Source organism: Pseudomonas sp. CBZ-4, assembly GCF_000346755.1.
GTDB lineage: Bacteria > Pseudomonadota > Gammaproteobacteria > Pseudomonadales > Pseudomonadaceae > Aquipseudomonas.
The window spans coordinates 1-15789 of record NZ_ANNV01000110.1 but is presented as its reverse complement, the minus strand read 5'-3'; the positions used below and the strand labels follow the sequence as shown (position 1 = coordinate 15789).

Annotated in this window: 14 protein-coding genes; 8 read left to right on the top strand and 6 right to left on the bottom strand. The window is 62.1% G+C overall.

What is annotated here, in order from left to right:
- Positions 1–72: 72 nt before the first annotated feature.
- From B348_RS0115040 to B348_RS0115025, 4 genes are all read right to left on the bottom strand, one after another.
- Positions 73–1230 (bottom strand): phosphatidylserine/phosphatidylglycerophosphate/cardiolipin synthase family protein, encoded by a 1158-nt coding sequence (locus B348_RS0115040; RefSeq protein ID WP_017736903.1) that lies wholly within the window; start codon positions 1228–1230, stop codon positions 73–75.
- A gap of 2 nt (positions 1231–1232) precedes the next feature.
- Positions 1233–1811 carry a YceI family protein gene (locus B348_RS0115035; protein WP_017736902.1) on the bottom strand — a complete coding sequence of 193 codons (579 nt, stop codon included), beginning with the start codon at positions 1809–1811 and terminating at the stop codon, positions 1233–1235.
- Between the two features lie 188 nt (positions 1812–1999).
- The gene (locus B348_RS0115030) at positions 2000–2314 is read right to left on the bottom strand and encodes a hypothetical protein (protein WP_017736901.1); all 315 of its coding nucleotides are present in this window, start codon (positions 2312–2314) and stop codon (positions 2000–2002) included.
- On the bottom strand, positions 2311–3384 hold the full coding sequence (locus B348_RS0115025; RefSeq protein ID WP_026136801.1) for a serine hydrolase: 1074 nt from the start codon (positions 3382–3384) through the stop codon (positions 2311–2313). Before B348_RS0115025 ends, B348_RS0115030 begins: the two co-directional genes overlap by 4 nt.
- 187 nt (positions 3385–3571) lie before the next feature.
- On the opposite strand from B348_RS0115025, the gene olsB reads away from it, so the two are divergent.
- Positions 3572–4327 (top strand): L-ornithine N(alpha)-acyltransferase, encoded by a 756-nt coding sequence (gene olsB / locus B348_RS0115020; protein WP_017736899.1) that lies wholly within the window; start codon positions 3572–3574, stop codon positions 4325–4327.
- Positions 4327–5118, top strand: coding sequence for a 1-acyl-sn-glycerol-3-phosphate acyltransferase (locus B348_RS0115015; RefSeq protein ID WP_017736898.1), 792 nt, complete (start codon positions 4327–4329; stop codon positions 5116–5118). The genes olsB and B348_RS0115015 overlap by 1 nt, the downstream gene beginning before the upstream one ends.
- Before the next feature lie 133 nt (positions 5119–5251).
- Here the strand turns inward: B348_RS0115015 and B348_RS0115010 are convergent, their stop codons facing one another.
- A complete protein-coding gene (locus B348_RS0115010) occupies positions 5252–5836 on the bottom strand; it encodes an ACP phosphodiesterase (protein WP_017736897.1) in 585 nt (194 codons plus the stop codon).
- A 154-nt stretch (positions 5837–5990) separates the two neighbouring features.
- On the opposite strand from B348_RS0115010, the gene B348_RS0115005 reads away from it, so the two are divergent.
- Genes B348_RS0115005 through B348_RS0114995 form a run of 3 tightly spaced genes read left to right on the top strand, consistent with a single transcriptional unit; the run spans position 5991 to position 8569 of the window.
- Positions 5991–6305 (top strand): helix-turn-helix transcriptional regulator, encoded by a 315-nt coding sequence (locus tag B348_RS0115005; protein ID WP_017736896.1) that lies wholly within the window; start codon positions 5991–5993, stop codon positions 6303–6305.
- A gap of 13 nt (positions 6306–6318) precedes the next feature.
- On the top strand, positions 6319–7485 hold the full coding sequence (locus tag B348_RS0115000; protein WP_017736895.1) for an MFS transporter: 1167 nt from the start codon (positions 6319–6321) through the stop codon (positions 7483–7485).
- A gap of 28 nt (positions 7486–7513) precedes the next feature.
- Positions 7514–8569, top strand: a complete 1056-nt coding sequence (locus B348_RS0114995) for an alkene reductase (protein ID WP_017736894.1) — start codon at positions 7514–7516, stop codon at positions 8567–8569.
- 374 nt (positions 8570–8943) lie between these two features.
- Here B348_RS0114995 and B348_RS0114990 read toward each other — a convergent pair whose 3' ends face one another.
- Positions 8944–9576, bottom strand: coding sequence for a TetR family transcriptional regulator (locus tag B348_RS0114990; RefSeq protein WP_017736893.1), 633 nt, complete (start codon positions 9574–9576; stop codon positions 8944–8946).
- A 286-nt stretch (positions 9577–9862) separates the two neighbouring features.
- Between B348_RS0114990 and B348_RS0114985 the strand changes: the two genes are divergently transcribed.
- The 3 genes from B348_RS0114985 to adeC are packed head-to-tail and all read left to right on the top strand — an operon-like array spanning position 9863 to position 15630.
- The gene (locus B348_RS0114985; RefSeq protein ID WP_026136800.1) at positions 9863–11011 is read left to right on the top strand and encodes an efflux RND transporter periplasmic adaptor subunit; all 1149 of its coding nucleotides are present in this window, start codon (positions 9863–9865) and stop codon (positions 11009–11011) included.
- A 3-nt stretch (positions 11012–11014) separates the two neighbouring features.
- Complete coding sequence (locus B348_RS0114980) at positions 11015–14176, top strand: efflux RND transporter permease subunit (protein WP_017736891.1); 3162 nt, start codon at positions 11015–11017, stop codon at positions 14174–14176.
- On the top strand, positions 14173–15630 hold the full coding sequence (gene adeC / locus B348_RS0114975; RefSeq protein WP_017736890.1) for an AdeC/AdeK/OprM family multidrug efflux complex outer membrane factor: 1458 nt from the start codon (positions 14173–14175) through the stop codon (positions 15628–15630). Before B348_RS0114980 ends, adeC begins: the two co-directional genes overlap by 4 nt.
- Positions 15631–15789 lie beyond the last annotated feature (159 nt).

Below are 15789 nucleotides of genomic sequence, written 5' to 3'. Positions count from 1 at the left end.
CCGAGGTGATGCCATCGCAGGCAAGCCAGCTCCCACATAAACCAGCTCCCACATTTGATCTCAGCGGTCTGGTTAGCCGCGTCTATCCAGCAAGTTCACCACCAACCGATCAATCCACCCCCACACCCGCTGCTTCACCCGCCGCCACAACGGCCGCGACTGCCACGCCTCCAGGCTCACCGCCAGGCTCTGGGCAAAATCCCGCTCGAAACTGCCCGCCACTGCCCGCGTCAACTCAGGGTCCAACGCTTCCAGGTTGGCATCCAGGTTGAAGCGCAAATTCCAGTGGTCGAAATTGCATGACCCCACACTGACCCAATCGTCCACCAGCACCATTTTCAGGTGCAGAAAGCACGGCTGGTATTCAAAGATCTGCACCCCCGAACGCAGCAGGCGCGGGTAATACCGGTGCCCGGCATAGCGCACGGACGGGTGATCGGTGCGCGGCCCGGTGAGCAGCAAACGCACATCCACCCCACGCCCGGCGGCACGGCGCAAGGCGCGGCGTACGCCCCAGGTCGGCAAAAAATAGGGCGTAGCCAGCCAGATACGCTGCTTGCCACTGTTCAAGGCGCGGATCAACGATTGCAAAATGTCGCGGTGCTGACGGGCATCGGCATAGGCGACACGGCCCAGGCCCGGCCCCGTGGCGGGCATCTTGGGCAAGCGTGGCAAACCGAAACGGGTCGCCGGCTTCCACTCCCGGCGCGCTGCGTTGGCGTGCCATTGGCGGTCGAACAATGCCTGCCAATCCTGCACCAACGGGCCGTCCATCTGCACCATCACTTCGTGCCAGTCCGCCGTGTCATTGCCCGGGGTCCAGAACTCATCGGTCACGCCGGTACCGCCGACAAAAGCGCTGGCTTGGTCGATCAGCAACAACTTGCGGTGGTCGCGGTACAGGTTGCGCATCCAGCGCCGCCAGCTCAGGCGATTGTAGAAGCGCAACTCCACCCCGGCGTCGGTCAGGCGCTTGCGCAGCCCGAGGGTAAACGCCAGGCTACCGTAGTCATCAAACAGGCAGCGCACCTGCACGCCACGTTCGGCGGCCAGCACCAGCGCTTGCACCAAGGCTTCGGCACAGGCGCCGGCTTCCACCAGGTACAACTCCAGATCCACCTGGCGCTCGGCGCGGGCAATACCCACCAGCATCTGCGGGAAGAAATTCGGCCCGTCGATCAACAACTCGAAGCGGTTGGCGCTGCGCCACGGGAACACTGCGCCGCTCACAGTCAGCGCGCCGTGAAGATCAGCACCGCACCCACCGGCACCGACAAACTGATCGACGCCAGACCGGCCGCCTTGCGCAATGCGGCGACACCCGGCATCAGCTCAAAATCCTCGGCATGCAATACCACAGGCTCCAGGGTCACTACCTGGAAGCGCCGGTCATCCAGGCGCGTGGCCAGCAGCTCGGCGCTGTAGGTCTGGGTCTTGCCGTGCAGGGTCACGCTCAAGGGCAGGCGCAGTTCCAACTGCGCGCCAGGGGCCAGGTCGTTGATCGGTTGCAGGTTGATCTGCGCGCGGATCAGCGCGTCGGGGAAGGTCTTGATCTGGAACAGGTCATTGCGCATACGCTCGTCGCGCAGCGGGATACCACTGTTGACCGACTCCAGCTCCACTTCCACTTGCGCGGCGCCAGCGCCGTCAACCTTGCCGTGCAACACCAAAAAGCGCTGCACCTCGGCGATGTCGGTGTTCTTGGTGGTGACGAAGGACAGGCGTGAGGATTCGTTATCCAGGTACCAGTCGGCATGGGCAGGCACGGCAACGGCGGCCAGCAGGGCGAAGGCCAGGGGTTTGATCAGCATTGAGAACTCGCGGGGGAAAAACCTGCACGAACCTTAAGCGCAATGTCACAAGCGGCGCAAATCCGATGTGAATGCAGACTCGTGTGGGAGCGGGCTTGCCCGCGATTGCAGTGTGTCAGCCACTGGAGATGTTGACTGATGTACCGCTATCGCGGGCAAGCCCGCTCCCACAGGGGGTATGAGGTGTGTCAGGGGTTCAGGCGGCAGCCCTGGCGGTCGCCGAGCCAGCGTGCCGTGTGCGTACGCCCCATGCCGCTGGCAGTCACTTCACTGCGCTCGGGGTTATCGCTGAACGCGCTGGTGGGCACGTATTGCTTCACATAACCCCGGCAATACTCGGCCGGGTTGTTCGCCACATACCGGCACGAGCAATACTCCTTGGCGGTGTACGCTGCAATTATGTCGGGGAAGGCTTGCAGGTTGACGCGTTCGTGCCACGCCCAACCCACCAGCGCGAGCAACAACACCAGCAGCAGACTGGTAAACGGCCGACGCCGGATCATGGCTGCACCGCCGCGAGCACGCGCTTGAGCAATTCGTTGTGGCGATAGCTGCCGTCGCGATCATCGCCGTAGCGCACGATCACCAGGTGTTCGGCGGGCAGCACGTACAGCGCCTGGCCCCAGTGGCCGAGGGCGGCGAAGGTGTCGACGGGTGCATCGGGCCATGGCCGTGGGGAGCCTTGATTGAGCCACCAATGGCCGCCCGGTACCGCTTCGTCCTGGCCAGCTTTATAGCGGGCGAAGGGTTGGCGATTGAACGCAACCCAGTCTTGGGGCAACAACTGCTGCGAGCCCCAACGACCGTCCCGCGCCATCAACAGGCCGACACGCGCCAGATCCCGAGCGGTGAGGTAGGCGTAGGACGAAGCGACGAAGGTCTCATCCGCATCGGTTTCCCAGGTCGCGTTTCGAATGCCCAGCGGCTTGAACAGCGCATCCCACGGATAACTCATGTAGGCCTTGTGCCCGAGCATGCCTTTAAGGGCAGCGGACAGGATATTGCTGTCGCCACTGGAGTAACGGAACACCTGGCCGGGGGCGCTGGCGGCCTCGGTGTCGGCAGCGAACTCGGCCATATCACCCCGCCCCCGTGTGTAGAGCATCGCCACCACCGAGGACTTCAGCGGGGCGTATTCGTAGTCTTCCTGCCAATCCAGCCCCGATGCCCAATGCAGCAGGTCGCCCATGGTGACCGTGGGATGCTGCTTCATCGGCGGATAGAAACGTGCGGCGGGATCGGTCAGCTTGAAGCGGTTTTCGCCGTAGGCCACGCCCAACACCGTCGCCAGCAAGCTTTTACTGACCGACCACGTGAGGTGCGGGGTGCTGGCCGTGGTTGGCGCGGCATAACGCTCATAGATGATTTCGCCATCGCGGATCACCAACAGCGCATCGGTACGAATGCCTTGGCGGGTGCTGTCGTCACGCGCGGGAAACGCGTAGGTGTTCAAGGCATCGACAGCGGGGCCTGCGATCGGTGTGCCCTTGGCCCACTCCTTGTCTGGCCAGGTTTCGGCGTGGGCGGCCGCGGTGACAGACAACAGCACAACACACAACAAGCCTCTGACCATGGACGCGGACTCAACGGGGGCATTCAAGCCCGCGAGCCTAGCCGAGGGTGATGACAGATTTGCGACAGGCCGGGCTGTCATTCAAGCGTCACCATAAGTTCATGGAGATGACACCGGGCCTCCATAGCCTGAGTTTGGACAACAAAGTCGACCGGCCGAAATCGTGGCCGGCACTCGGAGACTCGCCATGACTCAGATCGCCCGCATCAGCGACACCGGCAATGAACGCCGTCTGCAAGCCGAACGCCTGGTTGGCGCACAGGCGTTGCAGGAAGCCCAGGCCTTGCGGTTCAACGTGTTCAGCGGCGAGTTCAACGCCAAGCTGAAAGGCGCGGAACTGGGTCTGGACATGGATGACTATGATGTTCACTGCAGCCACATCGGCGTGCGGGACTTGAACAGCGGTCGCTTGGTGGCCACCACCCGTTTGCTCGACCACGCGGCCGCCAGCACCCTGGGCCGGTTCTACAGTGAAGAAGAATTCAGCCTGCATGGCTTGCTGCACCTGCAAGGGCCGATCCTGGAAATCGGCCGCACCTGCGTCGACCCGGCCTACCGCAACGGTGGCACCATCGCCGTGTTGTGGGGCGAATTGGCCGAGGTCCTCAACCAGGGCGGCTACAGCTACCTGATGGGTTGCGCGAGCATCCCGATGCACGACGGCGGCATCCAGGCCCACGCGATCATGCAGCGCCTGCGCGAACGCTACCTGTGCAACGAACACCTGCGTGCCGAACCGAAGAAACCCCTGCCGGCCCTGGATTTGCCGTCCAACGTCATCGCGGAAATGCCGCCGTTGCTCAAGGCCTACATGCGCCTGGGCGCGAAGATCTGCGGCGAGCCGTGCTGGGACGAAGATTTCCAGGTGGCCGACGTGTTCATCCTGCTCAAGCGCGATGAGCTTTGCCCGCGTTACGCCCGCCACTTCAAGGCGGCCATGTAATGAGCCGTCTGCGGGTGTACGGGCGCATTGCTCGCGTGCTGGTGGTGGTGGGGCTGGGCTTGAGCATGGCCAGTGTGTTTGGCCTGTTCGAGCGCCTGGGCATTGCCAACTCGATGGTGCGGCGCCAGCGTTGGTCGCGGTTTTTCATGGCGCGGCTGACCAACGCCCTGCCCTTTCGCGTGACCGTGCACGGTGAATTGCCGACGCAGCCGATGCTGTGGGTGAGCAATCACGTGTCGTGGACGGATATCCCGTTACTGGGTGCGGTGGCGCCCATGTCGTTTCTGTCCAAGGCCGAAGTGCGCACCTGGCCGGTGGCCGGCTGGCTGGCGGCGAAGGCCGGTAGCTTGTTCATTCGTCGCGGCTCGGGCGACAGCCAGCTGATCCGCAAGCAGATGACCCGCCATCTGGAGCAACAGCACCCGCTGCTGATGTTTCCCGAAGGCACCACCACCGATGGGCGCAGCCTGCGCACCTTCCACGGGCGCTTGCTGGCCAGTGCGATTGATGCGGATGTGTCACTGCAACCCGTGGCGATCCGCTATCTGCGCGACGGCCAGGTCGACCCGATGGCGCCGTTTATTGGTGATGATGATTTGCTCTCGCACCTGATGCGCCTGTTTGCCAATGACCAGGGCGATGTGGAAATTCATCTGCTCAAGCCGATTGCCTGTGCCGGGCAGGAACGTGCGGCGTTGGCGTATCAGGCGCAGCAAGCGGTGCAGAAGGTGTTGTTTGGGCCGGTGCCGGAGGCTGAAGAGGTAGAGGCTCGACCTGCATTTGCAGCATGAACACCGTTCAAAATGTGGGAGCTGGCTTGTCGGGTCGCCGCATCGCTGCGATAGCGGTGGGTCAGCAAACATGTTGTGACTGATCTACCGCTATCGCGGGCAAGCCCGCTCCCACACATGCCAGCTCCCACATTTAGATCTCAGTAATCAGTTGGGTTTGTGCAAACACCTGCAACTCGGGGTAGAAGACTCGGAAGTCTTCACTCAACGGCTCATACAACTCGCGCAATTCCTGCATCGCAAACCCCAACTCCTGCGGCTGCGACAACCGCCGCGAAATCCCGCGCAACACCTGTTCCATCACCGCAAACTCGCGATAAGACCCCAACCAATCATCCGCCGCCATCCACGGCGCTATCTGCGCCAGCCGCCCCGGCAATTGCGGCTCGGCCGCCAGCACGCGGTACACCTGCGCGGTGAAGCGCTCCAGCGGCTGGTCGGCGTACAGCGCCCAGTCCCGCGCCAGGCAGTGATCGAAAAACACATCGAGGACGATGCCGGCATACCGCCTGCGGGTCAGGCTGAAGCGCGACAACGCCTCCCCCACCAACGGGTGGCTGTCGGTAAACCGGTCGATGGAGCGATGCAGCTGGATCGCCGCTTCGATTTGCGGGTTGAACTGGCCTTGCAGGCGGCCTTTGACGAAATCGCCATAGAGGCTGCCCAGCAGTTGTGCAGGAAGTTGGCCGCCGAGGTGCAGATGTGCGAGATAATTCATGCCGCGCAGTTTAGCACTGCCGTCAACGTATCGTTATAACCCGATATACCGATTTTAGCGGCTTTAAGACCCAATTCATATTGGCATATCGGGATATAACGATTTAAGGTTCGCCTCATCGCGATATAACGTTTCAAGACACCGAGCACCTGCCATGTCCATCGACCTCGACGAAATAATAAAAGCCCTGGCGCACCCAGTACGGCGAGACATCCTCAACTGGCTGAAAGACCCGAAAGTGCAATTCCCCGAGCAACTGCACAACCACGAATACGGCATCTGTGCCGGGCAGATCGACCAGCGCTGCGGCTTGTCCCAGTCCACCGTGTCGGCGCACCTGGCGACGTTGCAACGCGCGGGGTTGATCAGCAGCCAGAAGGCCGGGCAGTGGCACTTTTTCAAACGCAACGAGGAAACGATCCAAGCCTTCCTCGATGCGCTCATCACCGAACTCAGCGCACCGCTGTAACAAGGAAACGATAATGCCCCTCTCGCTACTCATACTGGCCCTGAGCGCCTTCGCCATCGGCACCACCGAGTTCGTCATCATGGGCTTGCTGCCCGATGTGGCGGCGGACCTCGGCGTGTCGATCCCCGGCGCCGGGTGGCTGGTCACCGGCTACGCCCTCGGCGTGGCCATTGGTGCGCCGTTCATGGCACTGGCCACCGCCAAGCTGCCGCGCAAGGCCGCACTGGTAGCGTTGATGGGCATCTTTATCGTCGGCAACCTGCTCTGCGCCCTGGCCAGTGACTACAACGTGCTGATGTTTGCCCGTGTGGTCACCGCGCTGTGCCACGGTGCGTTCTTCGGGATCGGTTCGGTGGTCGCGGCCAACCTGGTGCCGGCCAACAAGCGCGCGTCGGCCGTGGCCTTGATGTTCACCGGCTTGACCCTGGCCAACGTCCTCGGCGTGCCGCTGGGCACTGCACTGGGCCAGGCGGCGGGCTGGCGCTCGACGTTCTGGGCGGTCACCGTGATTGGTGTCATCGCGCTGATCGGCCTGATCCGCTTCCTGCCAGCCAAGCGTGACGAAGAAAAACTCGACATGCGCGCCGAACTGGCGGCCCTCAAGGGCGCCGGCATCTGGTTGTCGCTGACCATGACCGCGCTGTTCTCCGCGTCGATGTTCACCCTCTTCACCTACGTCGCGCCGCTGCTGGGCGATGTCACCGGCATCTCGCCCAAAGGCGTGACCTGGACCCTGTTGCTGATCGGCCTGGGCCTGACCCTGGGCAATATCATCGGCGGCAAGCTGGCGGACAAGCGCCTGGCAGCCACCTTGATCGGCGTGTTTATCAGCATGGCGGTGATCTCCACCGCGCTGACCTGGACCAGCGTCGCCGTGATCCCGACGGAAATCACCCTGTTCCTGTGGGCCACCGCCGCATTTGCCGCTGTGCCGGCGCTGCAAATCAACGTGGTGACCTTTGGCAAGGCCGCACCGAACCTGGTGTCCACCCTGAACATCGGCGCCTTCAACATCGGCAACGCCCTCGGCGCCTGGGTCGGCGGCAGTGTGATTGCCCACGGTTTCGGCCTGACCAGCGTGCCATTGGCCGCCGGTGCGCTGGCGATCCTCGCGCTGCTGGTGACCTTGATTACTTTCCGTCAGAACGGCGATGCCGACCTGGCCCCTGCGACCCACTGATCAACTTCAAAGAGAAAGGTGTTATCCCATGACGACTATTTTCGACCCGATCACACTGGGCGACCTGGAACTGTCCAACCGCATCATCATGGCGCCGCTGACCCGTTGCCGTGCCGACGCCGGTCGTGTGCCCAACGCGCTGATGGCCGAGTATTACGTGCAACGTGCTTCCGCCGGGCTGATCCTCAGCGAAGCCACCTCGGTGACGCCGCTGGGCGTGGGCTACCCGGACACGCCAGGCATCTGGTCCAACGACCAGGTGCGTGGCTGGGCCAACGTGACCAAGGCGATCCACGGCGCGGGCGGCAAGATTTTCCTGCAACTGTGGCATGTGGGCCGTATCTCCCATGAGTCGTACCTGAACGGCGAAACCCCGGTGGCGCCGAGCGCGATCCAGCCCAAGGGCCACGTCAGCCTGGTGCGCCCACTGGCCGACTACCCGACGCCACGCGCCCTGGAAACCGCGGAAATCGCCGACATCGTCGACGCCTACCGCACCGGTGCCGAGAACGCCAAGGCCGCCGGCTTCGACGGCGTGGAAATCCATGGCGCCAACGGCTACCTGCTGGACCAGTTCCTGCAAAGCAGCACGAACAAACGTACCGACCAGTACGGCGGCTCCCTGGAAAACCGTGCACGCCTGCTGCTGGAAGTGACCGACGCCGCCATTGAAGTCTGGGGCGCCGGCCGCGTGGGTGTGCATTTGGCACCGCGTGCCGACTCCCACGACATGGGCGATGACAACCTGGCAGAAACCTTTACCTACGTGGCCAGCGAACTGGGCAAGCGTGGCATCGCGTTCATCTGCTCGCGCGAGAAAGAAGCCGGCGACAGCCTCGGCCCGCAATTGAAGAAGGCGTTTGGCGGCGTGTACATCGCCAACGAGCGCTTCACCAAGGACAGCGCCAACGCCTGGCTGGCCGAAGGTAAAGCGGATGCCGTGGCCTGGGGCGTACCGTTCATTGCCAACCCGGACTTGCCGGCCCGCTTGAAAGCCGATGCGCCACTCAACGATGCGCGCCCGGATACCTTCTACAGCAAGGGCCCGGTGGGTTACATCGACTACCCGACGCTGGCGATCTGATCGCCTGAAACGCAAAAAGCCCCGGCTCGCAAGAACCGGGGCTTTTTTATGCCGCTCTGAAGCACACCACCTACCTCCTGTGGGAGCGGGCTTGCCCGCGATAGCGGTGTGTCAGTTACAGATACTTTCACTGATCCACCGCAATCGCGGGCAAGCCCGCTCCCACACAAGCCCGCCACTTTTTCGACTTGCGTGGCCCGAGGGAAACATTCCTTCACACCCCTGCAACAAAATCCCTACAAAATACTTAGCCGGCTACCTATCAACCCCGGGCCAGCGCGTATATAAAGTCACCCCACAAATAAGGCAGAAGGACGATTGACCCTCCTTAAGCTTTACTGTTGACACAACCTGATGCAATTACGCATTTTGTCTCAATTGCGCAGGCTAGGGCTCAGGCGCAGCATGTCGAGCCCGGTATCAACCCAGCGCTCGGCGTCCTGATGCAATTGGAAGCTGTCAGGGACCAGCAGCCACTGGCCAATCAGCCCGTTGATATAGGCATGAATGCACACGGCACCACGGGTGGTGTCGAGGTTTTCCGGTAGCTGGCCACGATGCACGGCATTGCGCAGGGTCAAGCCGATACGCAGATTGCACTCTAGGCTGTGGGTCTGGCGCTGCCGGCGCATGTCGCACATTTCATCGGTGAATTCGCACTTATGAAACAAAATCTCATTGATGCGCCGGGTCTTCGGGTCCAGGGCCACTTGATGGAACAGATGGATCAACAGCTTGCGCATGCAGCCGAGCGGGTCGACTTCGTCCTCGCTCTCGCTGGCGCGGGCCAGTTCGTCCAGCGGCTCGTGCAGGGTGTCGAGCAACGCCTGGAGCAAGTCGGACTTGTTGCTGAAGTGCCAATAGATGGCGCCCCGGGTCACGCCCGCCAACGCAGCGATGTCCGCCAGGGTGGTGCGCGCCACACCGCGCTCATAGAAGGCCTGCTCGGCGGCTTGGAGAATCTGGCTGCGCGTTTCCTGAGCTTCCTCTTTGGTGCGACGAACCATGGCAGTAAAACCTCTATCAGGACACTTGGGACGATTGTTAACGCACAATTAATAGCCGCTAACGATCATCTGAATATTTGTGGGACGACACCATCGTGGGTGCCGAACGTAATGAAATCGAGGCTTTGGGCGTTGCTTTGTCAACATTCCGCGAAGCCTGTCAAGAGTTTACAAACAACCGTGAACGTAAGTATATTGCGTAGCAAGCTACTTATCTACTCACAGCTTGTTTTTTACCCTTCCACATTTCTTGTGCGCACCCTGCGCGCCTGACCCGAGGATCTTCATGCAACTTAAGCCAGCTGTTACCGCTCTGGTCACTGCCGTCGCCCTGGCATCGCTGCTCAGCGGATGTAAAAAGGAAGAAGCGGCTCCGCCCGCTCAAACCCCTCAGGTCGGCGTGGTCACCATTCAACCGCAAGCCTTTACCCTGACGTCCGAGCTGCCAGGCCGCACCACCGCCTACCGCATTGCGGAAGTTCGCCCACAGGTCAACGGCATCATTCTCAAGCGCCTGTTCAAGGAAGGCGGCGACGTGAAGGAAGGGCAACAGCTCTACCAGATCGACCCGTCGGTGTACGACGCCACCCTGAAAAGCGCACAAGCCAGCCTCACGCAGACCAAGTCCATCTCCGACCGCTACAAGCAGTTGGTCGATGAGCAAGCCGTCAGCCGCCAGGAATACGACACCGCCGTCGCCAACCGCATGACCGCCGAAGCCAACGTGCAAACCGCCCAGATCAACGTGCGCTACACCAAGGTGTTCGCGCCGATCTCCGGGCGTATCGGCCGTTCTTCGGTGACCGAAGGCGCGCTGGTCAGCAATGGCCAGACCGATGCCATGGCCGTGATCCAGCAACTGGACCCGATCTACGTCGACGTCACGCAGTCTTCGGCAGAAATGCTGAAACTGCGCCGCGACCTGGAAAGCGGCCAGCTGGAAAAAGCCGGCGCCAATGCCGCCAAGGTCAAGCTGACCCTGGAAGACGGTACCGACTACAACCAGGACGGCAAACTGGAATTCTCCGAAGTGTCGGTTGACCAGACCACCGGTTCGGTCACCCTGCGCGCCGTGTTCCCCAACCCTGACCACACCCTGCTGCCGGGCATGTTCGTGCACGCCCAGTTGCAAGCCGGTGTGAACAGCAAGGCCATCCTCGCCCCGCAGCAAGGCGTGACCCGCGACATCAAGGGCATCCCGACCGCGCTGGTGGTGAACAAGGACAACAAGGTCGAGCAACGCACCCTGGTTGCCAACCGCACCAGCGGCGCCTACTGGCTGGTGGAAAAAGGCCTCGACGCCGGTGACCGCGTGATCACCGAAGGCCTGCAATTCATCAAGCCGGGCATCGAAGTCAAGGTCAAGGACGCCGATAACGCCAAGCCTGCTGGAACGGTTGCTGCGCCTGCTGCCACTACGGGCAAAGGGGAGTAATCCATGTCGAAATTTTTTATCGACCGTCCCATTTTCGCCTGGGTAATTGCCCTGGTGATCATGCTGGTCGGGGCACTGTCGATCCTGAAGTTGCCCATCAACCAATACCCGGCCATCGCGCCAACCGCCATCGACATCCAGGTGACCTACCCAGGCGCGTCCGCACAAACCGTGCAGGACACCGTGGTGCAGGTCATCGAGCAACAGCTCAACGGTATCGACAACCTGCGTTATGTCGCCTCGGACAGTAACTCCGACGGCAGCATGACCATCACCGCGACGTTCAACCAGGGTACCAATCCGGACATCGCCCAGGTTCAGGTGCAGAACAAGCTGAACCTGGCGACCCCACTGCTGCCGCAAGAAGTGCAGCAGCAGGGTATCCGCGTGACCAAGTCGGTGAAGAACTTCCTGATGGTGATCGGTCTGGTGTCGGAAGACGGCAGCATGACCAAGGACGACCTGTCCAACTACATCGTGTCCAACATCCAGGACCCGATTTCCCGGACGGCAGGTGTAGGTGACTTCCAGGTCTTCGGTTCGCAGTACGCCATGCGTATCTGGCTCGACCCGGCCAAGCTGAACAACTACCAGTTGACCCCGGTCGACGTCAGCAGCGCCATCGCTGCGCAGAACGTGCAGGTGGCCACCGGCCAGCTGGGCGGCCTGCCTGCCCTGCCCGGCACCCAGCTGAACGCGACCATCATCGGCAAGACCCGTCTGCAAACCGCAGAAGAGTTCGGCAAGATCCTGATGAAGGTCAACGCCGACGGCTCGCAAGTTCGCCTGCGTGACGTTGCGCGCATCGAACTGGGCGGCCAGAACTACAGCATCAGTGCCCAGTTCAACGGCAAGCCGGCTTCCGGCATGGCGATCAAACTGGCATCGGGCGCCAACGCCCTGGACACCGCCAAGGCCATCCGTGCCACCGTGGCGTCCCTGGAACCGTTCTTCCCGCCAGGCATGAAGGCGGTGGTGCCGTATGACACCACCCCGGTGGTGACCGAATCGATCTCCGGTGTAGTCCACACCCTGGTCGAAGCGATCGTCCTGGTGTTCCTGGTGATGTTCCTGTTCCTGCAGAACTTCCGCGCCACCATCATCACCACCATGACCGTACCGGTGGTATTGCTGGGCACGTTCGGCATCCTCGCGGCGTTTGGTTTCACCATCAATACCCTGACCATGTTCGGCATGATCCTCGCCATCGGCTTGCTGGTGGATGACGCCATCGTCGTGGTGGAAAACGTCGAGCGGGTAATGGCCGAGGAACACCTGTCGCCCAAGGAGGCGACGGTCAAGTCCATGGGCCAGATCCAGGGCGCCCTGGTGGGTATCGCGCTGGTGCTGTCGGCGGTATTGCTGCCAATGGCCTTCTTCGGCGGCTCCACCGGTGTGATCTACAAACAGTTCTCCATCACTATCGTTTCGGCGATGGCGCTGTCGGTACTGGTTGCCCTGATCTTCACCCCGGCCTTGTGCGCCACCATGCTCAAGCCGATCGACCCGGAAAAGCACGGCCAACCCAAGCGTGGTTTCTTCGGCTGGTTCAACCGCACCTTCGACCGTGGCGTACTGAGCTACGAGCGCGGCGTGGGCAACATGATCAAGCACAAATTCCCGGCGTTTTTTGTGTACCTGATCATCGTTGTCGGCATGGTCTGGTTGTTCACCCGCATTCCAAGCGCATTCCTGCCGGAAGAAGACCAGGGCGTGATCTTCGCCCAGGTGCAAACCCCGGTCGGCTCGTCGGCGGAACGTACGCAAAAAGTCATCGACGACATGCGCGCCTTCCTGCTGCACGACAAGGAAGGCGAGCCAGGCGAAGGCAAGGCCGTGAAGTCGGTGTTTACCGTGAACGGCTTCAACTTCGCCGGCCGTGGCCAGAGCTCGGGCCTGGCGTTCGTGATGCTCAAGCCATGGGATGAGCGTGACGCGTCCATGTCCGTGTTCGAAGTGGCCAAGCGTGCCCAGGGTTACTTCTTCGGTGCCTTCAAGGACGCCATGGTGTTCGCCATCGTGCCGCCGTCGGTACTGGAATTGGGTAACGCCACCGGCTTCGACGTGTTCCTGCAAGACCAGGGCGGCGTCGGCCACGAAAAACTGATGGAAGCGCGTAACCAGTTCCTCGGCATGGCCGCACAAAGCAAGATCCTTGCAGGCGTGCGTCCGAACGGCGTGAACGATGAGCCGCAGTACGAGCTGACCGTTGACGACGAGAAGGCCAGTGCCCAAGGCATCACCCTGTCGAGCATCAACCAGACCCTGGCGATTGCCCTGGGTGGCAGCTACGTCAACGACTTCATCGACCGTGGTCGGGTGAAGAAGGTGTACGTGCAAGGCGAGGCCGCTGGCCGCATGTCGCCGGAAGACCTGGACAAATGGTTCGTGCGCAGCGACTCCGGGAAGATGGTGCCGATGTCGGCCATTTCCTCGGGCAAGTGGATCTTCGGTTCGCCAAAACTCTCGCGCTACAACGGTGTAGCGGCGATGGAAATCCTCGGCACCCCGGCACCGGGCTACAGCACCGGTGACGCCATGGCCGAAGTCGAGCGCATCGCCAAGCAATTGCCGGCGGGTGTCGGCTATGCGTGGACCGGTCTGTCGTACGAAGAACGCCTGTCCGGCTCCCAGGCGCCGGCGCTGTACGCACTGTCGCTGCTGGTGGTGTTCCTGTGCCTCGCGGCGCTGTACGAAAGCTGGTCGATCCCGATTGCGGTAGTGCTGGTAGTGCCGCTGGGTGTGGTCGGGGCGTTGATCGCCACGAGCATGCGCGGGTTGTCCAACGACGTGTTCTTCCAGGTGGGCTTGCTGGTGACGGTGGGCCTGGCGGCGAAAAACGCCATCCTGATCGTCGAGTTCGCCAAGGAGTTGCACGAGCAAGGCAAAGGCATTGTCGAGGCGGCCATCGAGGCGTCCCGTATGCGTCTGCGGCCGATCATCATGACGTCCATGGCGTTCATCCTCGGCGTATTGCCGCTGGCGATCTCCTCGGGCGCCGGCTCGGGCAGCCAGCACGCGATTGGTACCGGCGTTATCGGCGGTATGATCACGGCCACTGTCCTGGCGATCTTCTGGGTGCCACTGTTCTTTGCAACCGTGTCCGCCGCAGGCGAGCGTAAAAAGACTGAACCTACTGAAACCCATAAAGAGGCTGGCCTATGAGCAAGTCGCTCCTTTCCTTAGCCGTCACCGCATTCGTGCTCAGTGGCTGCTCGCTGATACCTGACTATCAGCGCCCTGAAGCGCCGGTGGCCGCTCAGTTCCCGCAGGGCCCGGCGTATTCGTCGGCCCAGGCGCCGAACCAGGCCGCTGCCGAGCAGGGCTGGAAGCAGTTTTTCCATGACCCTGCCCTGCAACAGCTGATCCAGGTGGCCCTGGAGAACAACCGCGACCTGCGTGTCGCGGCGCTGAACATCGACGCCTATGCCGCGCAGTACCGCATCCAGCGCGCCGACCTGTTCCCGGCCGTCTCGGCCAATGGCAGCGGCAGCCGCCAGCGCGTACCGGCGCGTGCTTCGCAGACCGGCGAGTCGAGCATCACCAGCTCGTATTCGGCGACCCTCGGGATCAGCGCGTATGAGCTGGACTTGTTCGGCCGTGTGCGCAGCCTGAGCGAAGAAGCCCTGCAAAAGTACTTCGCCACCGAAGAAGCCCGCCGCAGCACGCAGATCAGCCTGGTCGCCAACGTGGCCACGGCCTACGTGACCTGGCAGGCTGATAAAGAGCTGCTCAAGCTGACCCAGGACACCCTCGGTGCCTATGAGCAGAGCTTCAAGCTGACCTCGCGCAGCAACGAAGTCGGCGTGGCCTCGGCCCTCGACCTCAGCCAGGCGCGCACCTCGGTGGAAAACGCCCGTGTCGCCCTGGCCCGCTACACCCGCCAGGTGGCCCAGGACGAAAACAGCCTGACCCTGCTGCTGGGTACCGGCCTGCCGGCGAATATCGCCAGCCAGCCACTGTCGGACAACCTGCTCAGCGAAGTGCCTGCCGGCTTGCCCTCGGACCTGCTGCAACGTCGTCCCGACATCCTGCAAGCCGAGTACAACCTCAAGGCCGCCAACGCCAACATCGGCGCCGCCCGCGCAGCGTTCTTCCCGAGCATCAGTTTGACGGCCAACGCCGGCACCCTGAGCCCGGACCTGAGCGGCCTGTTCAAAGGCGGCTCGGGCACCTGGTCGTTCGCCCCGCAGATCAACATCCCGATCTTCAACGCCGGCAGCCTGCGCGCCAGCCTGGACTACGCGAAGATCCAGAAAGAGATCAACGTGGCGACCTACGAGAAGGCCATCCAGACCGGTTTCCAGGAAGTCTCCGACGGCCTCGCCGCGCGTGAGACCTACAAGGAACAGCTGGAAGCCCAGCGTGGTTTCGTCGCCGCCAACCAGGATTACTACCGCCTGGCCGAGCGTCGCTACCGCATTGGCGTGGACAGCAACCTGACGTTCCTCGACGCCCAGCGCCAACTGTTCAGTGCCCAGCAATCGCTGATCACCGACCGCCTGGCGCAGCTCACCAGCGAGGTCAACCTGTACAAGGCCCTCGGCGGTGGCTGGAATGCACAGACCGCGAAGAACGAGCCGTTGAAAGAAGAAGCACCGGCGCTGAAGTTGTTCTGATCGCGCTGCTGTAGATAGACAAAACCGCTTCCCTCACCGGAAGCGGTTTTTTTATGCCCTGAATGTGGCGCATGTAGGCACTGGCTTGTGGGACCTGGCTTTTGTGGGAGCTGGCTTGCCTGCGATAGCGGTGGGTCAGCTGAATCATTGCTGGCTGAT